Origin of the sequence: Janthinobacterium sp. 67 (assembly GCF_002797895.1) — a bacterium.
In the GTDB taxonomy this organism is placed as follows: Bacteria; Pseudomonadota; Gammaproteobacteria; order Burkholderiales; family Burkholderiaceae_D; genus Janthinobacterium.
In genome coordinates this window covers 203631-227324 of sequence record NZ_PGES01000002.1, presented here as the reverse complement: position 1 = coordinate 227324, position 23694 = coordinate 203631, and the positions used below count along the sequence as shown (strand labels likewise).

The following is a 23694-nucleotide window of genomic DNA, read 5'->3' as shown; positions in this document are numbered from 1 at the left end:
ATGAACGTTCTTTTTTTGTGTACCGGCAACTCTTGCCGATCCATCCTGGCAGAAGCGACTTTCAATCATCTGGCGCCGGCAGGCTGGCATGCGCTGAGCGCAGGCAGTCATCCGGCCGGGGCGCTGCACCCAGGAGCACTGGCGTTGCTGGCCAACGAGCAGATATCGACCCTGGGGTATTACAGCAAGTCCTGGGACGCTCTGCCTTCCGTGCCCGATATCGTCATCACCGTGTGTGCCAGCGCCGCTGGCGAGACGTGCCCGGCCTACCTGGGCCCAGTGCTTCGTAGCCACTGGGGTGTAGACGATCCCGGCCATGTCACGGGGACGGACGCAGAAAAGGACGCTGCTTTCCGGGTGACGTATGGCATTCTGCGCGCACGCATCGAGGCTTTCTTCGCCTTGCCGCTAGAGCAGCTGCAGCATGACCCTGTACGCCTGAAAGCTGAACTCGACAACATTTCTAGTGTCTTTGCCCCGGCTGCCCCCAAGGAGGCGCTCGTATGTTGACTGCTTTCCTGATTTTCTTGGCGACTCTGGTACTGGTTATCTGGCAGCCGCGTGGCTTGGGTATTGGCTGGAGCGCGGCCATCGGCGCTGGCGTCGCGCTGCTGGCTGGTGTCATCCAGTTGTCGGACATGCCCGTCGTCTGGCACATCGTCTGGAATGCAACCGGCACGTTTATCGCCGTCATCATCATCAGCCTGCTGCTCGACAAGGCCGGTTTCTTCGAGTGGGCCGCGCTGCACGTGGCACGCTGGGGAGGTGGTAGCGGCCGCAAGTTGTTTGTCTTGCTGGTCCTGCTGGGCGCCGCTGTCGCTGCGTTGTTTGCCAACGATGGTGCGGCGCTGATACTGACGCCTATCGTGATCGCCATGTTGCTCGAACTGAAGTTTTCAGCCAAAGCTACGTTGGCCTTCGTGATGGCGGCCGGCTTTATCGCCGACACGGCCAGCCTGCCGCTGGTGGTGTCGAACCTGGTCAATATCGTTTCGGCCGACTATTTCAAGATCGGCTTTGCCGAGTATGCGGCCGTGATGGTGCCGGTCAACGCGGTGGCAGTGATAGCGACCCTGCTTGCACTGATGTGGTTTTTCCGCAAGGACATCCCGCAAGACTATGACGTCTCCCAGCTCAAACGCCCCGGCGCCGCGATCCGCGACATGGCGACCTTCAAGGCCGGCTGGCTGGTCCTGGCGCTGCTGCTGATCGGCTTTTTCTGGCTTGAGAGCCTGGGCGTGCCGATCAGTGCCGTGGCCGCCGTTGGCGCCGCTCTGTTGCTGGCTGTCGCCGCTAAAGGCCATGTGATACCCACGCGCGAAGTCATTCGCAATGCACCATGGCAGATCGTTGTTTTTTCTCTGGGCATGTATCTGGTCGTATATGGCCTGCGCAACGCGGGCCTGACCGGCTACCTGACTGGCGTACTCAATTACTTTGCCCAATATGGCGTATGGGGCGCGGCCATGGGCACAGGCGTGCTGACGGCCGTCCTGTCCTCGATCATGAACAATATGCCGACGGTGCTAATCGGGGCCTTGTCGATCGATCCTACCTCAGCGCAGGGCGCCGTGCGCGAGGCGATGATTTATGCCAATGTCATTGGCAGTGACCTGGGGCCGAAAATTACCCCTATCGGCAGCCTGGCGACCCTGTTGTGGCTGCATGTCCTCGACAGTAAGAAGATTCACATCTCCTGGGGTTATTACTTCCGCGTCGGCATCGTCCTCACCTTGCCTGTGTTGCTGGTGACCCTGGCGGCGCTGGCACTGCGCCTCAGTTATTAAGGAAAGGATTTATTATGGATATCACTATTTATCACAACCCGGCCTGTGGCACTTCGCGCAACACCCTGGCGTTAATCCGCAATACTGGCACTGAGCCGCAGGTCATCGAATACCTGCAGCAACCGCCAATGCGCGAGACCCTGGTCGATTTGATTGCCCGTGCTGGCTTGAGCGTGCGCGAGGCCATTCGCCAGAAAGGTACGCCGTACCTGGAACTGGGTCTCGACCAGGCCCAAATCAGCGACGAGGCACTGTTGGACGCCATGCTGGCCCATCCCATCCTTATCAATCGTCCGTTCGTGGTCACGCCGCTTGGCGTGCGCCTATGCCGCCCATCGGAGTTGGTGCTTGACGTTCTGCCCTTGCCGCAACTGGGCACGTTTGCCAAAGAAGACGGCGAGGCGGTCATCGATGCGCAAGGAAAGCGGGTGGTGCCCCATGTATAAGCCAGTCAAGGACTTGCCCAATATCAGTGCTGCGCACCTCGATACGCCGACGGTTGATAAACTTATGCCAGCGACGGTGGCAACGCATCCGCCGCGCATGCTCTTGCTGTACGGCTCGCTACGTGAACGCTCGTTCAGCCGCTTGCTGACTCTGGAGGCGGAGCGGCTGCTGCAGAATTTTGGCGCCGAGACGCGGGTTTTCGACCCGCATGGCTTGCCCATGGTCGACAGCGTCAGCCCTGACCATCCCAAGGTGCAGGAGCTGCGCGAGCTGTCGCTCTGGTCGGAAGGCCAGGTTTGGTGCAGTCCGGAACGCCATGGCGCTGTGACAGGTGTGTTCAAGTCACAAATTGACTGGCTGCCGCTGGAAATGGGCAGCGTGCGTCCGACGCAGGGGCGGACCCTTGCGGTGATGCAAGTGTCGGGCGGCTCGCAATCGTTCAACGCCGTCAACGGCTTGCGCGTGCTGGGCCGCTGGATGCGCATGGTGACCATTCCGAACCAGTCGTCCGTTGCCAAGGCATACCAGGAATTCGACGAAAACGACCGCATGAAGCCGTCGCCATATTACGACCGCCTGGTCGACGTCATGGAGGAATTGTATAAATTCACCCTGGTGGTGCGCGATCGCTCGGATTACCTGACCAGCCGCTATAGCGAGCGCAAGGAATCCATGCCGGCCGAAGTACGCGCCCTCGCCGAAGCGGCCATGAATCACGAGACGCCAAGCAAATAGGCTGTTTTCATGTTGGCCCGTTCGCCGGGTTTTCACTGCACGATGACCTAGCCGAGGTTTTGGCTGGAAAGGGTAAGATGAAGATGAAAATTCTGGTGTTTCTCGGTTCTATTCGCACCAGCACACCGCCCCTGCCTGCGCGCGTGGGCGAACGGGTCGCCAAGGCCATCGTGGCGCAGTGCCGCCATGATGGCCACAATGTGGTGCTCATCGATCCGCTCGATTACGAGCTAGGTGACGTGTTCAAGCCACACTTTTCCTATGCGCAGGGGCGCGCGCCCTTGCCGTTGGAGCAACTGGCCAGTGAGATTGCCAGCGCCGATGGGTATGTGATGGTCAGTTCTGAATACAATCATTCAATGAGTCCGGCACTGATGCATTTACTGAACCACTTTGGCAGTTCTTTGTTTGCCTTCAAGCCCAGCGCCATCGTCACTTATTCGGCGGGCCAGTGGGGTGGTGTGCGGGCGGCGGTGGGTATGCGCGCTTTTCTGTCCGAGCTGGGCTGTTTGCCGGTGTCGGCCATGATCCATATTCCGACAGCACATACTGTTTTTGCTGCCGATGGCAGCTTTGCACCTGAAGTCGACAGTACGCGTTGGGTTTCCTATATCGAACGCACCTTTTCCCAGTTGATCTGGTGGGCAGAGGCCGCAGGACGGGAGCGGGCCCGCTCGGGAGGCACAGGGCCTTCACCAGCTTTTCTGCGCGATCCTACTCAACGCAATGCGCCGTGAAGCCACATAGGATGGATTATTGCTAGAATGATACTTTAGGGTGCCGTGCGTAGTTTGCGGCCGTGCTCCTTCCTGCCATTTCACGTCTATTTGGATCCCGCTGATGATTCGACTTGCCACTACCGCCGATGCTGCTGCGATCGCCACGATATACAACCATTACGTCAGCAGCTCCACCATCACGTTTGAAGAGCAGATGGTCGCCATCGATGAGATGGCCCAGCGCATCGCTTCTGTGGGTGCGCAGTTGCCGTGGTACGTCTTTGAACGCGATGGTCAAATACTAGGTTACGCCTACGCAACGCCCTGGCGTGCCCGGAGCGCCTATCGTTTTTCGGTCGAGTCAACGGTGTACGTGGCGCACGATGGAGTCGGTCAGGGCATCGGTCGACAGCTTTACAGTACCCTGATCGAGGAGCTCCGGCACCGCCAACTGCAAGTGGTCATTGGTGGCATTGCGCAGCCCAATGAATCTAGCGTTGCTTTGCACGAGCGCCTAGGATTTGAGAAGGTGGCCATGTTCAAGCGGGTTGGCTGTAAATTTGATCAGTGGATTGATGTCGGATACTGGGAGCTGCAGCTTGCTTAGTTAACCGCTGAGCACAAGATTTCTGTCCTCAAAAATCCATTTTCAGCGCTTAACTGTTTCGTTCGATGCTGTCGTGCCAGGAAAAAATAGCGTGAATTGGGTAACTCCATCAAGCTCACTCGTGACACTGGCTCGGCCATGGTGAAGCGCCATGATGGATTTGACGATTGAAAGACCCAATCCAGCGGAGGCTGACGTACTGGCCCTCGATTTATCGGAACGGTAGAACCGGTCAAACAACCGCGACAGGTGTTCCTGCGCGATGCCTGGGCCAGGATTGGAAACAGAAACTACGGCCCCGTCGTCGTCCTCTATCGCCTTGAGCAAGATAATTTCGCCCTTCGGCGTGTACCGAAGAGCGTTCGATACAAGGTTACTCACCGCGCGGCGAAGCAGGTGCCCATCAGCAAGCACTTTACCTGAGGCGATGACGATGAATGATATCCCTGCGTCGGATGCCGGCCCTTCAAAATACTCGGCGATTCGCGTCAGCTCAACATCCATATCAAGCTGCTCAGTTGCTAGCGAAACTTGGTCATGGTCAGCCCGCGCCAAAAATAATATGCTTTCCACCATTCTAGCTAGACGGCCAAACTCCTCGTAGTTAGATGAAAGCAGGTTTTGATATTCATCGGATGATCTGGGCTGAGACAGGGCAACTTCTGTTTGAACCATCAGATTGTTGAGAGGCGTACGCAAATCGTGTGCCAAGTCATCTGCAAACTGGGAAAGGTTATTAAAGCTATTTTGCAGGCGGTCAAGCACCTCATTGAACGAATCAGCCAGTATCTGGATTTCCTTCGGTGCTGATTTTGCATGCAAGCGCACTTCCAAATTGTGCGCACTGACTTGCTGAGCTTGCTGCGCGATGAGCTTTACTTTGTGCAACGCGCGACGTACTAGTAGAAACCCCAGTAGGGCTGTTAGCACCGCACCAAAGAAGCCCGATGCAAGCACTTTTAACTTGTATGCAGATAGAACAGCTGCGCGGCTCTCTTCGCTTCTGGCGAGCGTGATTTTCACCACGGAACCTGTCGAACCAACGGTACCCAGCGCAGCAATAACTCTTAGGTTGGGTTCGCTATGCCCTAGTGCAGCACGTACGTGAGATGGCTCTGGCATCGTCTCTACCGGCACAGCCCCGCTGGCATGCATGAATGAACGGTCACGGGTATTGCGGGTTAATTCTTCACCGTCTTGTGCCTGCATAACGAGCAAAAAGCCGCCATGCAAATCGACAGCATCTAAAAAACGGTGCGGATCCACACGAATCGACTCTACACTCGGTGTCTCCTCAAGCATATGTCTGATGAACACAATACGGTCGACAAGGTCTGCATCATCCCGTGCTTGGAGCTGCACCGCGAGAGCTTGATAGAGATAGATGCCTAAGGCCGAAAATACAATTACCGAGATGCAGGCGAAGAGCGCCCCCAGCTGCGTGGTGAGAGACCAGTTCTTGGCCTTCATTGTCTATCTTCTAATACATAGCCCATACTCCGAATCGTATGGATCAGTTTGACTTCGAAGGGGTCGTCAATTTTTGCCCGTAGACGGCGTACCGCGACATCCACCACGTTCGTGTCGCTATCAAAATTCATGTCCCAGACTTGCGATGCAATTAACGGCCGGGACAAAACCTGTCCGACCCGCTTGGATAGCAGATGCAAAAGTGCAAATTCTTTCGCAGTCAAATCAATCCGAACCCCAGCCCGTATGACTCTTCGCTTGGGAATGTCTAGTTCCAGATCGGCAATCTGAAAAATATCAGCTTCTCTGATCGGCCCTCGGCGCAACAACGTTCGAATACGAACAAGCAACTCAACGAAAGCGAATGGCTTAACTAAGTAATCATCCGCACCAAGCTCCAGACCTTTGATGCGGTCATCGAGCCCATCCCGTGCGGTAAGAAATAGCACCGGCGTATCAACCGTTTTGCGCAACTCAGCGATGATTTGCCAACCGTCTAAGCCCGGAAGCATGACGTCAAGCACGATCAGGTCGTAATGGGCAGTAGTGGCAGCGTGAAGTCCGTCGGGCCCAGTTCTCGCCAAGTCAACAACAAAACCAGACTCACTCAGACCTTTCTGAATATATTCGCCCGCCTTTTGCTCGTCCTCAACCACTAATAATCGCATGTCACTTTTCCACTAGTTCAACTGCTGTGTCCACGTTATGCGGATGGTGAAGATCGCCATCGGTCTCTGTCTTCAGTCTACCTTGGAAAGATGACAATCGTCTAACGCCAGGATTACAATCTTGTCAGAATTAATGAGGTACCCTGACTTTTTCGGACACTCTAGTTTGGTAAACTTCACCAACTGGAGAACTTATGACACGCTCAACAACATACACACCGGAGCTTCGGGAAGAAGCGGTAAAACTGGTCCTGACACAAGGCCTGACGCTGGAAGACGCCGCGTTGCGTCTCACCATTCCCAAGGGCACGCTAGCGAACTGGGTCAGTGCGGCAAGGCGCGGCACGTCGCCCAAAGTAGCCCCTGGTAGCCGCTCCGTGCCGGAGCTTGAGGCTGAGGTAACCAAGCTGCGCAAAGAGCTTGCCGAGGCACGCATGGAGCGCGATATCGTAAAAAAAGCGGCAGCGTACTTTGCGCGGGAGTCGCTGCCAAGTACGCGGTCATGAAGACCTTGCGACTCGAATTTCCTGTCACCATCATGTGCCGCGTCTTTAGCGTCTCGCGCAGCGGTTTCTACGCTTGGGCGAACGGCAAACCGTCGCAGCGGGCGCAGGACGACGCACGCCTGAAGGTCGCCATCGAGGCCGTGCACGCGCAGAGCCGGCAGACTTATGGCCCGTTGCGCATGCAGCCGGAACTGACGGCGCAAGGCTTTCCGGCCGGCCGTGATCGTATCGTCCGTCTGCGTCGCGAGCTCGCCCTGCGCTGCAAGCAAAAGCGCAAGTTCAAGGCCACCACGAACTCGAATCATGACCTGCCGGTGGCCGACAACCTGCTCAATCAGACTTTCGCGCCGACCCGGCCGAACGAAGCCTGGGTGACCGACATCACCTATGTGGCGACCGGCGAGGGCTGGCTTTACCTGGCCGGTATCAAGGACGTGTTCACCTGCGAGCTGGTGGGCTACGCGATGGACGAGCGCATGACGCAAACGCTGACGGCAACAGCACTGTGGAAGGCCGTGCGCAACAAACGCCCCGCGCCGGGCTTGATTCACCACTCCGACCGTGGCAGTCAGTATTGCGCCCACGACTATCAGAAACTGGTGACGCAGTTCGGCATGAAGCCGTCCATGTCGCGCCGAGGAAACTGCTATGACAACGCGCCCATGGAAAGCTTCTGGGGCAGCCTGAAAAACGAGCTGGTGCACCATCAACGTTACGCGACCCGGGCCGACGCGAAAGCCGCAATACAGGAATATATCGAAAGCTTTTACAACCGCCAGCGACGCCATTCGCGCCTTGGCAATGTTCCGCCCGCGTTGTTCGCTGAAAAATTCAGCAAACAGCCGCGGGTGGCTTGAAACAAGAGTGTCCGCTATTGACAGTACACCTCATAAAGGTCCACCTGCAGCTGTTTAATTACTTGCTATAAAGAGGATACAGGTTTTGTTCGATGCGGCGCTGGTTAAAGGGATCTTCCCGATCGATGTAGCGCATGGCGGACTGGGCATTTTTCCAGCCCACATGCTCCATCAGCGTTCTCAGATCCCACCCATTCGCAGTATAGTGGATCCCGAATCTGAGACGATGGTTTAAGCTGTGGTCCGTGAAAGGATGACAGCAAATGAGTGAAGGTAAAAAACGTCGGGTACACACGGCCGAGTTTAAGGCCAAGGTCGGTCTGGAGGCCGTTCGCGGCGTCAAGACGGTGACGGAGATCGCGCAAGAGTTCGGCGTGCATCCGGTGCTGGTGGGCCAGTGGAAAAAGGAAATCCTGGAGAACGCCGGCGCGCTGTTCGACACCAAGCGCGGCCCCAAGCCGATCGATGAAAGCAGTCCCGAGGACAAACTATACGGCGAGATCGGTCGGCTGAAGATGGAAGTGGACTGGCTTAAAAAAAAGCTGGGGCCGTGAGCCAGGAGGCGCGCTTGGGCTGGATCGAAGCCGGGCACGAGAAGCTGCCGCTGACGCGCCAATGCGAGCTGGCAAGCGTGCCGCGCGCGACGGTGTACCGCCGGATCGACGCGGCATCCCGGCAGGCATGCGAGGACGAGAGCGACCTGAAGCTGAGCGCGCTGATTGACGAGGAATACACCAGTCGGCCTTTTTATGGCAGCAGGCGCATGGTCGTGTTCCTGCGCGCGACGGGCCATGTAGTCAACCGCAAGCGCGTGCAGCGTCTGATGCGCGGCATGGGGCTGGCGGGCATGGCGCCGGGGCCGAATACGAGCCGAGCGCATCCGCAGCACAAGGTCTATCCGTACCTGTTGCGCGGTGTGCCCGTGACGCGTCCTAATCACGTATGGTCGACCGATATCACCTACATCCGGTTGGCGCGGGGCTTCGCGTATTTGGTGGCGATCATCGACTGGTACAGCCGCAAGTTGCTGTCCTGGCGCCTCAGCAACAGCATGGACGCGTCGTTCTGCGTGGACTGCCTGGAGGACGCCTTGCGCCAGCATGGCAAGCCGGAGTTGTTCAACAGCGATCAGGGTTCGCAGTTCACCAGCACGGCCTTCACCGACGTGCTCAAGCGCGAAGGCGTCGCCATCAGCATGGACGGGCGCGGTCGGGCGCTGGACAACATCTTCGTCGAGCGGCTGTGGCGCAACGTGAAGTACGAGGATGTGTATCTGAAAGGATACGCCAATATGGCGGAATTGACGGTGGGCCTGGCGCAGTATTTCGCGTTCTATAACGCTGAGCGGCCGCACCAATCGCTGAGCTACCAGACGCCCGACCAAGTCTACCGCGACGGGGTTGGCGGCGGTGCGCTGATCGTCGACCGGTTTGGTGACGACAAGAAGAAGTCACAGGAAGAGAGCAATACGGGTCAGCGCCGAGCAGCTGGAGCAGTGGAAACGGGCACAGCTTAAATTAGTCGGGAAAGTGTCTTGACTGATGGATCCACTTTATCTAATCAACCCTAATGAGCTTGGCTGGTGGCATGTTGACCAGAGTTATGGAGATCGCGGGTATGCCACATTCTGCGTAAATCCACTCGATATCGACGGCATCCAGAATTTTATCGGCGTTCTTGCAAAACACATGCTTGAGCATCTCATAAAGATACACGCTTGAGTCACTTCACAAATCTGCCATCGCTCAAAAGATCGAAAGCATTCTCAGAGGTTTTCGCTAACTGGGCATTTTAAGAAATACTTGGGTCAACTCATGTCATCAAATCTACGCACACCTGTGCAGACCACACCATCATTGGCGCCCCTGGCATGTTACGCCGAAGCAGTTGTGTTTCTTAGTAATCGCGACGGTATCGCATTGCCGCAGTCGATCGAGGACCAGTTTTTAAGAAAGCTGAGTACCTCTGGATCAGTTCTTTTTGGAGGCGCCACGTATGTATTGCTTTCTCACCATGTGGGAGGGATACGGGATGGATGGACTGTTATTGCAATATATCCAAATGGATCGAAAAAAACCTTTGGCGAAGGTCACGCTTTAACCCGACCTCTAGCCGTTCAGGTCGCAAAAGAAGATGCACTGGACTGGTGGACGAACCGCCGTGATTCACAAGCACAAGTAACTTTGGGCTAGCCCCGGCTACTACACAAACTTAACCCTAGTGGGGCTCTCCCGCTAGGGGAGCCCCATGCCTATATTGGAGCATACAATGGCTTTTTCCTGCACAGACTTCACCGACAACATCATCAATTTTCTCATTGGCCACGGCGTGCTCAACGAGGCCGAATTTGAACCCGACGATCCCGAATCACAATCTGACGCTGCAACCGCGGCTCTCACCAATATCTTCAATGGGAAAGCAAAGTCTGCCAGCTTCATGCAAGAACTGCTGGACGCGCACGAGACGCTCACTGGAATAGGTGAGGAGCATGGAGTACGCACTCTCGCTGATTGCATGTACATGCTGAGCGCTCTGCAGAAGGGCACTTACATCGAGGTCCACCACCCGAGCGAATCGAAGATCCTGGACGTGATTCAGGGTATGCCGTCCGCTGCGGTTTGGATGATACATGTGCAAGAGGTTACAGAATGACAAAAGACCAGCTCATGGTTCTTGCAACAGTCAGCCTGGGTATCATCGAGGCGGTCGCTGTAGCCGGCGAGCAGGGCGCTCCTGGCGGCGTGCTCTACGCTGCCATGCAGGCCCAAGGCGCTACGCATAACCAGTTCCAATCCATTATGGGGACGATGACGAAACCTGGGTACCTGGTGTTGGAAGATGACTGCTATCGCAGCACTTCTAGCACACCAGAATTGACCACCAAGTTGACCCGAATCCTCGCTGCAATCGAAGTTTAAACCTCCACTTATCCATATGACACACCAGCCCTGCGCTGGTGTGTTCGACTGGACCGTCTTACTGACCTTTGCCCTGCACAGGTGAGTAACCGCACAGTTATCTACGCCGAATCACGGCATCCATCTACGGCCTCGCGCCATCTACACATTCGCAAGTATTGCGAACGAAACAATTAGGAGAATTACATGCAAGCCAATCAAATCCATAATCACTCGAGCGCCCCAGTGCAGTTACACGCAGTTCACCATAAATTAGGTGAGGCGCAGCCGATAGAAGGCCTGGTTGCTGCTTACACGCTGGGAACCCAGTCTTGCAATGATCGTTATCCAACTGTCCCAGCAAAATTCAATTCGGCGCCGGCCTTGCTTGCAGCATGGAGCGAGGGCCGAAAAGACCAAGAAATGATGAAAGAAATGCAAGAGTGCCGCCATTGCTCAAATGCGAGCGGTGATCCTTGCGTCATCCACGACTAATCAACGAACCACACCAAGCCGCATAGCGGCATTCAACCTAGCGGGGAAACACCCCCGTTCGGTGGTGCTCTCCGCCATTTATATCGGAAAGCACCTAAAACCATGTCCCGCTCACCTACAAGCAGTACCCTCACCGATGCTGATCGTGCAGCTATGCGTCGACGTCCGCCTGTTACGTTGGCTTCCTGGAAGCGCGATGCGCAAGCAGACGATGACATCGTGATCAAGTCAAACAAAAACCATCCACCGCAAGTGAATCAGGAAACAATGACTACCAAGGTGGTCTCTTCTTAAATCGAAACACCATGCGCCACTCTATGACAGCCATGCTGCCATAGAGTGAGCGCATCCCATCTTCTGGTGCCATGCCAACCGCAGGATGCCGCCTCATAGCACTACCCGCAGACTGGACCACCAAGCCCACCTCGGCTGGTTATTTCGCGTTCAGTACTTCGACACTGATCTTTGCCATGCAAAGGTGAGTAGTCTCGCTGAATTTAAACGCCGGCTTTCGGCATCCATACATGGTCTCACGCCATCTAAACAATCACCCCTCGGGCACTCCACCCGTATGGGGTGCCTGTTGGATCAACCTCGAGTTCAAAAATGTACATTCAACATTCACGACCAACCAGTAACGACACGACCAACGAACTCTTGGCACTGCTCGAATCAACGACACCGCAAGATGCTAAAGCCAGCCATATTGGCCACTCGAAATCAATCCAGGAGCAGGGCATTGAGACACTGCTCGAGCTCATCCGCCAGCGTCATTCCCTGCATCTACGATTCAGTTCTGGCAAGGACTCAACTTCGTGTGTCGTCCTCATGATCGAAGCTGTGCGTCGAGCTGTTGCCGAAGGCATCACAACAACGCACTACATCAGCAGCAGCAGCACTGGCATCGAAAACCCATTGATGGAAATGCATCTATTGACCGTTCAAGATGAAATGCGCGAGCATTTCTCCGAACATGCACTGCCGATAGAGATATACCTGACACACCCATCGCTGGCATCGTCGTTCATCGTAACAACGATCGGACGCGGCACGCTTCCGCGCTTTCCAGAAAACAGTAAGGCTCGCCAATGTGCCGTTGACTGGAAATACCACCCAGCCCAGCGGTTGGCCTCCGAACTGGACGCGCGATCGATTGCGCAAACTGGCCGTGAAATGGTCACAATAATTGGGTCGCGCCTGGACGAGTCGACCGTGCGGAAAGGACGGATGGAAAGTCGCGGTGAATCAGCAAATGAACCAGTCCGTGGATCTTCCGGCGAGTTGGTCTTGAGCATCATCGCGAACTGGACACTATCCGATGTTTGGGAAACGCTAGAAATGCTGTTGGAGCCAGAAAGTAGCCCATATCTGTCGCCGATTTCAGCAGAAAGTGTGCATCGACTGTTCACCATCTACCAAGATGCGAACGATGGTGTATGTGGCGTTGTGCTGGGTGACGGGGGAAATAAGCAACCTTGCGGGGCACGCACCGGGTGCGCATTTTGCACTTTGACCGGCGCAGCGGACAAAAGCATGGAGAGCATGCTGACTCTTGAACGAAATGCCTTTATGCGGCCTCTCAACGACTTCCGCAACCTGCTAATGCTAACTCAATTCGACATGGAGTCGCGCGAGATAGTCGGCAGAACGGTCAGCGCAGCTGGTTACATTCCTATCCGGCCAGACGTGTATTCATATGATTTTCGACAATCCATGCTCCGTTACCTCTTGTCAGTGGATGCCAACGAAAGGGACAGGGCGGAAGAATTGGAAGCCGCCATTTTCATAGGCAGCGTGGCTGACACGAAAGAAAACCGCCTAATGTCCAACCCAACTTTTGAACTCATTTCCTTACAACAGCTGGCGCTGATTGATTGGCATTGGAGCAATCACTATCAAGCCGTCGAAGCATTTCCCGCCGTGGCCATCTGGTATGAGGTGAACATTTTAGGACGACGATATTCAATCCCAAAACCCGACAAGGCACCGAAACTGACCATTCCAACCACACGATGGTTCAAGGTGGGGAAATATGACCACGAAGCCCCGTCCGAAGGTATGCGCAGCGTGGTTGACGAGTTATGGAACCCATACCTTCACCCTGAAAGGCAATTTTCACACCGCGTAATCAAAGGCAAGAATACCACCTGGTTCAACGAGACCGACCAACTCAGTGTTGATGCAGAAAAAGCCTGTGAGTTCATCACCTGCGTATACCCTACGATGTCGATCGATTGCAATAATATGTCGGCATCTGAATCTGCCACCTTCTGGCTGAATCAGGGGATTGTCAGCCTCCCAACTGGCCACACCCAAAGGTACCAGGAGATTGCGCTTCGCAATCGATACTTCGCAAACCTTTCCCTTCGTTTTGATCTTTCTCCAGTTGAGTTAAAGCACTACCTGGTGCAGAAGTCCATCTCGAATGCTGAGCACCAGAAACTACTACCACCGGCCCCACAATTGGACATGTTCGATATTGACACGTCTTCATAGCAGAGCCGTCATCTATCACAACCTCACCTTGACTATCCCCGGAAAAGCCGACAAGGGATGTCGAGTTCATGCAATAAAGTAAGTTTCTATTATCGTTCTTCGGCAGAAATGCCGTTCATCTAAGCGAAAAAGCACCATTTCCTGAATAGGATTTGGTGCTTTTTTTCATAAAGCATTGTTCGTTCATTCAGCCTGGTGGACCAGGTAGTACCTTAAATTCGTGATCCATGATGCCATGCACCCAGCGTGCGGCAAAGGCCTCCGGTGGCAAGCCCGCCGGCACTACCAACAGCCACGGCCCCGCCTGAGCGGAGAAACCAACCGTCATGCGCTTGTCGATTGAGGTGTACTGTCAATAGCGGACACTCTTGTTTCAAGCCACCCGCGGCTGTTTGCTGAATTTTTCAGCGAACAACGCGGGCGGAACATTGCCAAGGCGCGAATGGCGTCGCTGGCGGTTGTAAAAGCTTTCGATATATTCCTGTATTGCGGCTTTCGCGTCGGCCCGGGTCGCGTAACGTTGATGGTGCACCAGCTCGTTTTTCAGGCTGCCCCAGAAGCTTTCCATGGGCGCGTTGTCATAGCAGTTTCCTCGGCGCGACATGGACGGCTTCATGCCGAACTGCGTCACCAGTTTCTGATAGTCGTGGGCGCAATACTGACTGCCACGGTCGGAGTGGTGAATCAAGCCCGGCGCGGGGCGTTTGTTGCGCACGGCCTTCCACAGTGCTGTTGCCGTCAGCGTTTGCGTCATGCGCTCGTCCATCGCGTAGCCCACCAGCTCGCAGGTGAACACGTCCTTGATACCGGCCAGGTAAAGCCAGCCCTCGCCGGTCGCCACATAGGTGATGTCGGTCACCCAGGCTTCGTTCGGCCGGGTCGGCGCGAAAGTCTGATTGAGCAGGTTGTCGGCCACCGGCAGGTCATGATTCGAGTTCGTGGTGGCCTTGAACTTGCGCTTTTGCTTGCAGCGCAGGGCGAGCTCGCGACGCAGACGGACGATACGATCACGGCCGGCCGGAAAGCCTTGCGCCGTCAGTTCCGGCTGCATGCGCAACGGGCCATAAGTCTGCCGGCTCTGCGCGTGCACGGCCTCGATGGCGACCTTCAGGCGTGCGTCGTCCTGCGCCCGCTGCGACGGTTTGCCGTTCGCCCAAGCGTAGAAACCGCTGCGCGAGACGCTAAAGACGCGGCACATGATGGTGACAGGAAATTCGAGTCGCAAGGTCTTCATGACCGCGTACTTGGCAGCGACTCCCGCGCAAAGTACGCTGCCGCTTTTTTTACGATATCGCGCTCCATGCGTGCCTCGGCAAGCTCTTTGCGCAGCTTGGTTACCTCAGCCTCAAGCTCCGGCACGGAGCGGCTACCAGGGGCTACTTTGGGCGACGTGCCGCGCCTTGCCGCACTGACCCAGTTCGCTAGCGTGCCCTTGGGAATGGTGAGACGCAACGCGGCGTCTTCCAGCGTCAGGCCTTGTGTCAGGACCAGTTTTACCGCTTCTTCCCGAAGCTCCGGTGTGTATGTTGTTGAGCGTGTCATAAGTTCTCCAGTTGGTGAAGTTTACCAAACTAGAGTGTCCGAAAAAGTCAGGGTACCTCAGATAACCCGCCATGCCTCACCGCGAGTACCTGGACGATTGTGTGCGGCGAGCGTGATAAGCACGAATTTCCTTCATGTTAGCCGTGAAAATCACGACTAAGAATTTGCTGCGGTGTGAGGTGAAGAATGCCCGTTATTTCTTGCAGCGTGTAGCCAATCCATCCGACATCATCGGCGCTATACTTCACTAACAAGCAGTGGTACAAGTCGAGGCGCTGTTGAAAATCATGAATTTCAGCTTCGGTATAACCCCGTAGGCGAGAAAATCCCATCCAGTCGTCGCCGGCGTATGCCTCTATTTCCGCACGCGTCCAAGTAGCAGGGTCGCTTACAATTTCCGCTCGTAGCGTCCTGTCATATGCCTCAGCGTATCGCATCACTTCTAGGTCGGCCCGCATATCATCCGAGAGCTGAAGCTGCGTCATATCCAGCGGGTGCATCAAGTCTCCGTATCGCATTATTTCCCACTAATGAGTAGATGTGGCGATTGCTAGCATCGCCATAGATGGATGGAGTTCTTTAGCCTCTTGAATCAGTGCAACCAGTTGCGGCGGCAACGCAGCCGTATCTGCGACATCGACCGCGGCTAGACGCGCCGTGATGGACCAGGAATGCTCCAATTCAGCGCCTTCCTCATCTACGTCCGTCAGATCATCTCTCTCTTCACGATCAACGATGGCAGCTGCCAATCGTGCCCGGTATTCATCCATCTCGACTTCCGAAATAAGGGCACCGTGATACCAGCCTCCGGTCAGGCCAAGCGCGTATGCATAGCTGAATCCATCCGCACCGCCAAAATCCGATCTTGTCGCGGCTGACTCGATATATCCTTCAGCGATACACTTTGCGTGTGCGGTCCTCTCAGCCGGAGTAGCGGTTGCAATAGCGCGTTCGGACGTCAATACTTTACAATCCTGCTTTTGGTCTGGTTTCATTCTGCTCTCCAAATCAACTTTCTCTCCGGTACAAAATTACGAGTTCTCGTGATCCATCGCGGCCAGATAGTCTGGCATCGTTGCTTTATCGGTCATACGTGCATCATGCGCATCTGCAGTCATTATCAGAGCAGCAGCCACTTCACGGACCTCACGTGAAGTCAGCCATTTTCCCTCAATGCCAACACCAACCCAAATGCGATCACGGGTCGGAGTGTTCCCCTTGCTTGTATCAGCGATATCGACGCCGCCGCATTGGATTGCTGAATGTTCGATATATTTTTCACTTTCATACATATTAGCTCCTTGTTTACACCCAGGGCGCGTTTTCCATCCTAGTTTAGGATGCAGACTCGACCAAGAATCTAATTAGTCGAATTATTCCGTACCCGATTATTAAACCGGCAACAATTTGTACAACTGAGTTTTCGTACCATTTTTCTTCGTCTTTTTTTGTATCTTCCCACGTCGTTCGTCGTTCATGGAAATTCCTCGATCAAATTGCCAGAGTTTCGATGCGGCCGGGATCAGTACCGACCGAACGCAGGAGAACCCAAACTTGGCGCCGCTCGTCCCGGTCGAATTCAGTACCGGCCAGATCGACGCCAAAGGGCTGCACCAGCGCCCATACGCCAGGCGCAACCTGCAAAGTGCCATTGGCCTTGGGGTTCGCCTTCAAAGTGGCCGCAAGCGTGTCCAAGAATCGTTTGCGCGACCACTCGACCGGCATCGATGCCGTGGCCGAATACGGCAGCACTCGCAGGTGTGCTACAGCAGCTACAATGTCTGGTTCACTGATGACAATTTGCGACATACGATACTTCCTTGTTTGATTATCGGGTGCGGAACACTAGGTGTAACGACCTGCAATCGAAACGGGCCGGACCAGCAATCCAGCCGATTCTCGGCCAGGAATAACTGCGAATGAAGGCCCCCTCAAACCAGCATTAGCTGCGAATGAACCTGCATTTATCCGCGCGGACTTGCATTCCATCGGCGCGAACCAGAATTATTTGCAACTGACCAGGATGTTCAACACCGCCTTGGTATCGGCCTCGATTTCGGCCAGCACGCCCAGCCAGTGGTCGATGACGCGCTTGACGCTCGCCGCTGGCTGGGTGTCGCGCCACACCGTCAGGATGTGCCGGTAGCCGACCAGATCGGCCCGCTGTACGCAATACGCTGTCGTCATCTGAGTTGCCTCGATGTCGGTGAATGATCCAGGGACGCGCCTGGCCTGCGCCAGCAGTCCGACCTGGGCGGCCGTGTCGCTCTGGATGCCCCGCAGATGTTCGATAATGAGCGGCAGGCCGGTCGGATTCGGCCAAGCAAGGATTTCGACTTCCTCGGTCATGGCGGTGCCGGTGTCGATCCTCAATACATCGTGGAAGCCCGCTCCGATCAAGTCTGCCTTTGGGATGTTCGTGTGCGTCCACGGAAACAGCTCCTGTTTCTGCTCGATCAGCATGCGCAGGTCCTGCTTGAATCCATGCTCCAAGCCGGGAGGTGGTGCCTCCTGGTTGTCGGCCTCGACCATTTTCCAGATTCTGTCGACGTGGTCCTCTTGCTCGGCGTCAGGAAACAGGCTGATGTTCCACGCCAGGCAGCAGCTCATGACCGCCTTCTTCCGCGCCTCCAGTTCGTTCAAGAACAGGACGTGCGGCAGCATAAAGGACGAAAAGCAGGAGGCGACGGTAAATTGTTTAAATTTCATGGGCAATATCAGATCGGCAGGCCTGCGGCAAGTATCCGGTCGCGCAGCTCTGCGGTGCGCGCCGGTTCGAGTTTGTTGTTGAACAGCGCGCGGATTTCCGCCGGCTTGGCGTCGAACTGCTCGACCATATCCTTCAGCCTGTACCCGTGGCGGGTCAGGGTCGGCTCCAGATCGTCCAGCTGGCGCGACAGCACGGTTTCCACCAGCGCGGCCGTGACGGGCTTCTCGCCGGTCTGGTAGCCCGCCTCCAGCGCCAGGGTCAGGTGCAGTTGGACTTGTAGCGGCGTGCGCAGTTTGGTGGACAGGATATCAATTGCTTCGCCGTCGAGTATCGACTCGGGATCGGTGTTCGGGGCCGCGCTCGCGCCAAGCAGCCACAGGATGTACTCGCGCTGGCTGCCGGCGACGCCATCGAGCGTGAAGATGTCGGTGCGGTAGCCGATTTCCTCCATGGTCGGCCGGCGCAGGTCGTTGCGCAGTTTAGGATGGCCGGCCAGGATCACTGACAGCCGGCCTCCCGCGTCCTCGACCACTTCCATCAGGCGCTTGAGGCCGATGAGAGTGTGTCCGTTCAGGTCGTGCGCCTCGTCGACGAACAGCGCCACCGGCCGCTTCCCTTTTTTGACGATTTCCTGCAATTCGCGTTCGCGCTTCTCGCTCTGCTTGGGAATTTGTACCTGCTTGTCCTGCGTCAGGTCGTAGTAGAGCGTGGAGATCAAGGTGGCCAGCTTGATGCTGTGCTTTTCCACGGATAGCGACTTGGCGACAGCCACGCGGTTCTCGTCCTTCAAAATCTGCTGAAGGCGGCGCAGCGTGACCGTCTTGCCGCTGCCGACAACGCCGCACAGGGCGATCAGCCGCCCCTCAAGGACCGCGCCCTTGATGTCCTTGATCAGCTGCTTGTGGTGGTCGGTTTCGTAGTAGCCGGCCTGGCTGAGCGGCTGTGTCAGCCCGTAGTACTGCATCACTTCAACTCGCATGGTCCTCTCCAGTCTTCTTGTTTCGGAAATAATCTCGTATGCGAGCGAGCACGACGCTGCGTGTCAGCGTCTCGCTCAGCACCTGGTCGATGACGGCGCGATCCTCTTGCGACAGCTTGGCCAGCGGCCTGGCCAGCTCGTCCGCAATCGCGAGCTTGGCGGCGATGACGTTCGCAAAATGGAATTCGTGCGCCTCGGCGTTGAAGGGCTGGATTGGCAATTCGCCTGGTAGATTTAGTGGGGCCAAGTGCAGCTCCTTGCCGGCCAGCGCCTCGATGGGCAGTTTGAGCTGGTCGGCCAGAGTGCGGATGCGGTCGGCGCGCGCGTCGGCCGCGCCACGCTTGAATGCACGGTAGCGGTTTAATGGGATCGGCCCGGCGACCGGATAGTATGGGCCGGTGCGCACGCCTTCGTACTCGACGTACAGTTCGTTGTCGAACAGCCCCCAAAGCAGAAGCACGTATTCGCCGGCCATGTCCGGCTCGACTTCGTAGCTGGTGCCCTCGACCGACACGCGCGCGTCCACTCCCACCCGGCGCCGTTCCGGCTCGCGGGCGAAGCGGCAGTACTGCTCCCATGCGCACATTTCCCGGATGCCGCCGCTGGGGAAGTTGGCAAGCCAGTCCTCGATGCGCGAATGCGGCTCGGATCGGTGATCCTGGCGAATGTAGCGCATCAGGTAGCGCATCAGCCATTCGTTGGCCTGCTGCTCGGTCTCCGGTTTGTGGAAGTGGTACAGCGTCTCGTGGGCTTCCTTCACCGTGCGGAACGGTCGTTCAACTTTTCCCTTGGAGCGCGCCGTAACCCGCTCGCCGTCCTTGCCGGCCGGGATGTGCGTCATCCACTCGATGCCCAGCGCCTGCATCACGTTTTGGAAAACCCGGCTCTTGGCGACCGGGCCGTTGTCGAGGTAGATCATCAGCGGCCGGCCTTGGAACGGATATTCAGGGTCGGCCTTCGCCGCCATCGCGTTGAACAGGAAGCGCAGCGCCGATTCGGCATCCTCCCCATAAACGCAGCGGTACTCCACATAAGGCACGCCGCTGCGGTCGTCCACGACGCTGTACAGCATCATGGTCGGTTCGCCCTTACCTGGCTCCACCCATTCCGGCCGGTCGATCCGCTTGAGGTCGGATGGCGACATATCGAACTGCCAGCAGTCGTTGCTGTGTTCGGCCTGGAAGCGTACCGCTGGCGGCTGGCGGCGCAGACGCGGCTGGTCGAGGTGCCAAAGCGTGAGGTACTGGTTGACCGTGCTGCGCGTCAGCACGCCTTGCGGCGCGCGCACCAGGCCTTGCGCCGTCTCGACGCCATACTCTTCCAGCAGCTCGATGGCGCGCTTCGTGGACAGGTGGCGGCCCTGCTTGTTGGTGGTGCGCAGCTTGAGGGCGGCGACCAGCTCGCAGTAGCGCTCCAGTTCCGATTTCGGCAGCACGCGAGGCTTGCCGTGATCGGTGCGGTGGATCACGCGAGGTTTCAAAAATTCCGTCAGGGCGCGATATACCGTTGAAGTGGAGATGCCGTACAGCTCGGACATGGCCCGCACCTGGGCGGCGCGCTCCGAACTTTTGTGCGGCAGACGGTCGAGTCGCTGCCGCAATTGCAGCAGCGACTCGACCGATATCTGCTTACGCCACCCGGCCGCCATCACCGTCAGCCTTGTCGAGGTAGTTGTAGAGCGTGGATTTGGAAATCCCCATCATCTTGCAGATTTCCTCAACAGTATGGTTTCGCTCCCGGTGCAATTTCAGGGCCAGCGCGAGCTTGGCCGGATCGAGGCGCTTGGGCCGTCCGCCCATGCGGCCGCGTGCACGCGCCGCGAGCAGCCCGGCCTGCGTGCGCTCGCGGATCAGATTGCGCTCGAACTCGGCCAGTGCGCCGAACAGGTGGAAGACCAGCTTGCCGCCGCTCGATGTGGTGTCGATGTTCTCTTGAAGGCTGCGCAGCCCGACCTTGGCGGCCTCTAGCCGTTCGACCAGCTCGATGAGGTTCTTGAGCGACCGCCCCAGCCGGTCCAGCCGCCAGATGACCACCGTGTCGCCGGCGCGCAGCATGCTCATGAGGGTGGCCAGCCCGGTGCGCTCCGCCCTGGCACCGCTCACCATGTCCTCGAAAACCCGCTCGCAGCCGGCCGCCTGCAACGCATCGCGCTGCAAGTCCAGATTTTGGTCGTCGGTCGAGACGCGGGCGTAGCCGATCAGCATGGCGACTTGTCCAATTAATCACGAAAACTCAGTATAGCTGGACTTTGAATATTGGATAGGGATTGTGGATTGTCGGTGTGCTTGAAAAGGCCGCCACATTGTCATTTTCAGAAGACGACTGCACCAATTGTCAGGAGTCGATAACACTACATCGGCGAGAGCGAAAACTTCCCGGCTCAGTGCGAGCTAAGTCTGCCTGCGTACCTTCTCCACTGTGCAAATCCCTGCACTCTTCTGGAGAAGCATCATGTACCGCTATACCAAACTTTCCCTTCTGGCCGTCGCCATCGCTGCAACCGGCGCGGTCGCCTACGCCGCCAATGGCGGTATGGAAAACGACGCACTGGCAATCAGCAAGGCCAAGATTCCCCTCACACAGGCGGTCACCGTCGCCGAGCAGCACGCCAATGGCAAGGCGTCACGCGCCGAGTACGAGAACTCGAAGCAAGGCTGGGTCTACGACGTGGAAGTCGTCAGCGGGGCCAAGGTCTTCGATGTCCGGGTCGATGCCGACAAGGGCACGGTCATCTCGTCTGCCGAGGACAAGGCGGATCACGATGATGACCACGACAAGCGGGACTGACTCCCGACAGTATGGCCGGATCGTTTCCCTCGGAGGCGATCCGGCCCGGAGACCTCATGGAATCACTCAACCATACATTTTTTCTCTGGCTCAACGCACCGGAGCATCCCAGTGCTTTGGCTCTGACGTTGGCCACCTTCTTGGCCGAACAGCTCATCTGGGCGGTTCCACTCCTGATCGGCATCGGCTGGCTTCGCGGCGGCGAGCCTACCCGCAAGACGATGCTCGTTGCTAGCGCATCGGGATTGCTGGGCCTGCTCATCAACCAGATCATCGGCCTGGCTTGGTTGCATCCCCGACCTTTCATGATCGGCCTGGGTCACACCCTCATCCCTCATGTTGCCGATTCGTCTTTCCCAAGCGATCACCTGACGCTGTGGTGGGCGGTTGCCTTCAGCCTCGCGCTGCAACGAGGCCCACGAATTGCAGGCGTGACTTTGGCTTTGCTGGGCGTTCCCATTGCCTGGGCGCGCATCTACCTTGGAGTGCACTTCCCATTCGACATGCTCGGGGCCATCGCCGTTGCTGCAATCTGTGCCTGGCTGACGTTACGTGAAGCACACTGGTATCTATTGCCAAGTTATCAACTTGCCACCGGAATCCATCGGCGGCTTTTCAGCGGGTTGATCGCGCTTGGATGGGTGCGCGAGTGAGCCTATGGGCGGGCTAAGTCAGCATGTTCAAACTGCTGGCAAACCATTTCACCCCCGGCAGGAGAACACCATGAACAAATTGCCCACGAGCAGCACCACTGGCTGGCTCAATAAAGTCCCGGAAGTCGCGCTGTCGTTCTGGATCATCAAGATCATGTCCACCACGGTGGGCGAGACGGGAGCCGATTTCCTGGCGGTCAACGCAGGGTGGGGGCAAGGCGTGACTCGAACCGTCATGGCTGCCCTGTTGGCGGCCGCCTTGTTCATGCAGTTGCGCACCCGACGCTATACCCCTTGGATTTACTGGCTGACGGTGGTACTGGTCAGCGTGGTCGGCACCCAGATCACCGATCTGCTGACCGATGGCCTTGGCGTCAGCCTGTACATCAGCACCTCGGCGTTCGCCGTTGCGCTCGCCGCGATCTTCTTCGTCTGGTATCGGATCGAGCGCACCCTGTCCATTCACGACATTGTGACGCGCAGCCGGGAGCTGTTCTATTGGGCTGCCATCCTCTGCACGTTCGCGCTGGGCACGGCTGCTGGCGATTTGGCGACCGAGGCATTGGGCTTGGGCTTTACCTGGGGCGCGGTGGCGTTCGGTGTGCTGATTGGCATCACCTATACCGCCTGGCGCATGGGCGGCAACGCCGTTCTGACCTTCTGGATCGCCTACATATTGACCCGCCCCTTCGGGGCCGCACTCGGCGACTTGCTGACTCAGGCCAAGACCTATGGCGGCCTTGGCATGGGTGCCATGTGGACAAGCGCCTTGTTCCTCACGGTGATCGTCATGCTGGTGGCCGTCGCGCAGATCGGCATGAATGGACGCCGCTCGGCCCAGCTCGTCGAATAACCATCTTCGCTCTACACAAGGAGAAAAACATGCTCATAAAGCACTCAATCGCTCGCCCTGTTGCCGCCATTTCGGCCGCCGTGCTCGTGGTCCTCGCGGCTGGTTGTTCCAAATCTGCCGATCAGAACAACGCAAGCTCGGCATCAACTACACCGGCCCAGACTGTCTCGGCCTTGCAAGTCAAAACTGCATCCAAGCTGGGCGACCTGTCGGCCTTCCGCAGCATCGCCACCGATGTCGCCGCCATCGTTGACAAGGGCGATCTGCCTGCTGCCAAGTCACGCATCAAGGACTTGGAAGTCGCATGGGATTCGGCCGAAGCCGGACTCAAACCGCGCGCGGCAGATGACTGGCATCTGCTCGACAAGGCCATCGACAAGTCGCTTGCGACGCTTCGCGCAGACACGCCAAGCCAGGCTGACTGCAAGGCTGCGATGGATGCCCTGCTGAAAACCTTTAACACGCTCGAAGGAAAGTGAGCGCGCC

At 57.0% G+C, this 23694-nt stretch carries 28 protein-coding genes; 17 read left to right on the top strand and 11 right to left on the bottom strand.

Features of this window, described 5'->3' with window-relative positions; genetic code table 11:
- From CLU90_RS28875 to CLU90_RS28850, 6 genes are all read left to right on the top strand, one after another.
- Positions 1-510, top strand: a complete 510-nt coding sequence (locus CLU90_RS28875) for an arsenate reductase ArsC (protein ID WP_100429699.1) — start codon at positions 1-3, stop codon at positions 508-510.
- Positions 504-1787: an arsenic transporter gene (locus tag CLU90_RS28870; protein WP_100429698.1), complete on the top strand. Its 1284-nt coding sequence runs from the start codon at positions 504-506 to the stop codon at positions 1785-1787. The genes CLU90_RS28875 and CLU90_RS28870 overlap by 7 nt, the downstream gene beginning before the upstream one ends.
- Positions 1788-1801: 14 nt before the next feature.
- Positions 1802-2233, top strand: a complete 432-nt coding sequence (arsC, locus tag CLU90_RS28865; RefSeq protein ID WP_070289036.1) for an arsenate reductase (glutaredoxin) — start codon at positions 1802-1804, stop codon at positions 2231-2233.
- Positions 2226-2969, top strand: a complete 744-nt coding sequence (arsH, locus tag CLU90_RS28860) for an arsenical resistance protein ArsH (RefSeq protein ID WP_070289034.1) — start codon at positions 2226-2228, stop codon at positions 2967-2969. Before arsC ends, arsH begins: the two co-directional genes overlap by 8 nt.
- 77 nt (positions 2970-3046) lie before the next feature.
- Positions 3047-3706, top strand: coding sequence for an NADPH-dependent FMN reductase (locus tag CLU90_RS28855; protein WP_198511367.1), 660 nt, complete (start codon positions 3047-3049; stop codon positions 3704-3706).
- A gap of 103 nt (positions 3707-3809) precedes the next feature.
- Positions 3810-4295: an arsinothricin resistance N-acetyltransferase ArsN1 family B gene (locus CLU90_RS28850; protein WP_070289033.1), complete on the top strand. Its 486-nt coding sequence runs from the start codon at positions 3810-3812 to the stop codon at positions 4293-4295.
- Positions 4296-4337: 42 nt separating this feature from the next.
- Here CLU90_RS28850 and CLU90_RS28845 read toward each other — a convergent pair whose 3' ends face one another.
- A complete protein-coding gene (locus CLU90_RS28845; RefSeq protein ID WP_100429697.1) occupies positions 4338-5765 on the bottom strand; it encodes a heavy metal sensor histidine kinase in 1428 nt (475 codons plus the stop codon).
- Positions 5762-6433, bottom strand: a complete 672-nt coding sequence (locus CLU90_RS28840) for a heavy metal response regulator transcription factor (protein ID WP_071080232.1) — start codon at positions 6431-6433, stop codon at positions 5762-5764. Before CLU90_RS28840 ends, CLU90_RS28845 begins: the two co-directional genes overlap by 4 nt.
- Before the next feature lie 194 nt (positions 6434-6627).
- Between CLU90_RS28840 and CLU90_RS28835 the strand changes: the two genes are divergently transcribed.
- From CLU90_RS28835 to CLU90_RS28815, 7 genes are all read left to right on the top strand, one after another.
- A protein-coding gene (locus tag CLU90_RS28835; protein WP_100429255.1) for an IS3 family transposase occupies positions 6628-7796 on the top strand; the annotation gives its coding sequence in 2 pieces (ribosomal slippage) (positions 6628-6892 and positions 6892-7796; 1170 coding nt in all).
- A 263-nt stretch (positions 7797-8059) separates the two neighbouring features.
- Positions 8060-9312, top strand: a protein-coding gene (locus tag CLU90_RS28830) for an IS3 family transposase (protein ID WP_100429696.1) whose coding sequence is annotated in 2 segments (ribosomal slippage) — positions 8060-8339 and positions 8339-9312 — 1254 coding nt in all. Because the reading frame shifts where the segments join, the coding sequence is not laid out codon by codon here.
- A 286-nt stretch (positions 9313-9598) separates the two neighbouring features.
- Entirely contained in the window at positions 9599-9988 is a 390-nt protein-coding gene (locus CLU90_RS29610; protein ID WP_157808929.1) for a hypothetical protein, read from the top strand.
- A 55-nt stretch (positions 9989-10043) separates the two neighbouring features.
- Positions 10044-10448, top strand: coding sequence for a hypothetical protein (locus CLU90_RS28825; protein ID WP_198511366.1), 405 nt, complete (start codon positions 10044-10046; stop codon positions 10446-10448).
- The gene (locus CLU90_RS28820) at positions 10445-10714 is read left to right on the top strand and encodes a hypothetical protein (protein WP_076573128.1); all 270 of its coding nucleotides are present in this window, start codon (positions 10445-10447) and stop codon (positions 10712-10714) included. The genes CLU90_RS28825 and CLU90_RS28820 overlap by 4 nt, the downstream gene beginning before the upstream one ends.
- 186 nt (positions 10715-10900) lie before the next feature.
- Positions 10901-11188 (top strand): hypothetical protein, encoded by a 288-nt coding sequence (locus CLU90_RS29605; RefSeq protein WP_139335842.1) that lies wholly within the window; start codon positions 10901-10903, stop codon positions 11186-11188.
- Between the two features lie 606 nt (positions 11189-11794).
- Positions 11795-13684 carry a hypothetical protein gene (locus CLU90_RS28815; RefSeq protein WP_232731427.1) on the top strand — a complete coding sequence of 630 codons (1890 nt, stop codon included), beginning with the start codon at positions 11795-11797 and terminating at the stop codon, positions 13682-13684.
- A gap of 373 nt (positions 13685-14057) precedes the next feature.
- On the opposite strand, the gene CLU90_RS28810 is transcribed toward CLU90_RS28815, so the two are convergent.
- The 9 genes from CLU90_RS28810 to CLU90_RS28770 form a co-directional block, all read right to left on the bottom strand.
- Positions 14058-15226 (bottom strand): IS3 family transposase gene (locus CLU90_RS28810; protein ID WP_100429255.1). Its coding sequence is split into 2 segments (ribosomal slippage): positions 14058-14962 and positions 14962-15226, totalling 1170 coding nucleotides; the frame shifts between segments, so codons are not numbered across the junction.
- 137 nt (positions 15227-15363) lie between these two features.
- Positions 15364-15726 carry a hypothetical protein gene (locus CLU90_RS28805; protein ID WP_076573127.1) on the bottom strand — a complete coding sequence of 121 codons (363 nt, stop codon included), beginning with the start codon at positions 15724-15726 and terminating at the stop codon, positions 15364-15366.
- 27 nt (positions 15727-15753) lie between these two features.
- The gene (locus CLU90_RS28800; protein ID WP_100429695.1) at positions 15754-16221 is read right to left on the bottom strand and encodes a hypothetical protein; all 468 of its coding nucleotides are present in this window, start codon (positions 16219-16221) and stop codon (positions 15754-15756) included.
- A gap of 36 nt (positions 16222-16257) precedes the next feature.
- On the bottom strand, positions 16258-16518 hold the full coding sequence (locus CLU90_RS28795; RefSeq protein ID WP_076573125.1) for a hypothetical protein: 261 nt from the start codon (positions 16516-16518) through the stop codon (positions 16258-16260).
- 199 nt (positions 16519-16717) lie between these two features.
- Positions 16718-17035: a hypothetical protein gene (locus CLU90_RS28790; RefSeq protein ID WP_076573124.1), complete on the bottom strand. Its 318-nt coding sequence runs from the start codon at positions 17033-17035 to the stop codon at positions 16718-16720.
- A 195-nt stretch (positions 17036-17230) separates the two neighbouring features.
- Positions 17231-17935 carry a hypothetical protein gene (locus CLU90_RS28785; RefSeq protein WP_076573123.1) on the bottom strand — a complete coding sequence of 235 codons (705 nt, stop codon included), beginning with the start codon at positions 17933-17935 and terminating at the stop codon, positions 17231-17233.
- 8 nt (positions 17936-17943) lie between these two features.
- Positions 17944-18915 carry an ExeA family protein gene (locus CLU90_RS28780; RefSeq protein ID WP_076573122.1) on the bottom strand — a complete coding sequence of 324 codons (972 nt, stop codon included), beginning with the start codon at positions 18913-18915 and terminating at the stop codon, positions 17944-17946.
- Positions 18905-20563: a DDE-type integrase/transposase/recombinase gene (locus CLU90_RS28775; RefSeq protein ID WP_076573121.1), complete on the bottom strand. Its 1659-nt coding sequence runs from the start codon at positions 20561-20563 to the stop codon at positions 18905-18907. Before CLU90_RS28775 ends, CLU90_RS28780 begins: the two co-directional genes overlap by 11 nt.
- The gene (locus CLU90_RS28770) at positions 20544-21119 is read right to left on the bottom strand and encodes a recombinase family protein (RefSeq protein ID WP_076573120.1); all 576 of its coding nucleotides are present in this window, start codon (positions 21117-21119) and stop codon (positions 20544-20546) included. Before CLU90_RS28770 ends, CLU90_RS28775 begins: the two co-directional genes overlap by 20 nt.
- A 247-nt stretch (positions 21120-21366) precedes the next feature.
- On the opposite strand from CLU90_RS28770, the gene CLU90_RS28765 reads away from it, so the two are divergent.
- The 4 genes from CLU90_RS28765 to CLU90_RS28750 all read left to right on the top strand — a co-directional run bounded on the left by CLU90_RS28765 (position 21367) and on the right by CLU90_RS28750 (position 23687).
- Positions 21367-21702, top strand: a complete 336-nt coding sequence (locus CLU90_RS28765; RefSeq protein ID WP_005797945.1) for a PepSY domain-containing protein — start codon at positions 21367-21369, stop codon at positions 21700-21702.
- Between the two features lie 56 nt (positions 21703-21758).
- Complete coding sequence (locus tag CLU90_RS28760) at positions 21759-22355, top strand: undecaprenyl-diphosphatase (RefSeq protein ID WP_040329257.1); 597 nt, start codon at positions 21759-21761, stop codon at positions 22353-22355.
- 70 nt (positions 22356-22425) lie between these two features.
- Positions 22426-23208, top strand: a complete 783-nt coding sequence (locus CLU90_RS28755; protein ID WP_005797951.1) for a COG4705 family protein — start codon at positions 22426-22428, stop codon at positions 23206-23208.
- Positions 23209-23237: 29 nt separating this feature from the next.
- Positions 23238-23687 carry a hypothetical protein gene (locus CLU90_RS28750; protein ID WP_005797953.1) on the top strand — a complete coding sequence of 150 codons (450 nt, stop codon included), beginning with the start codon at positions 23238-23240 and terminating at the stop codon, positions 23685-23687.
- Positions 23688-23694: the final 7 nt, after the last annotated feature.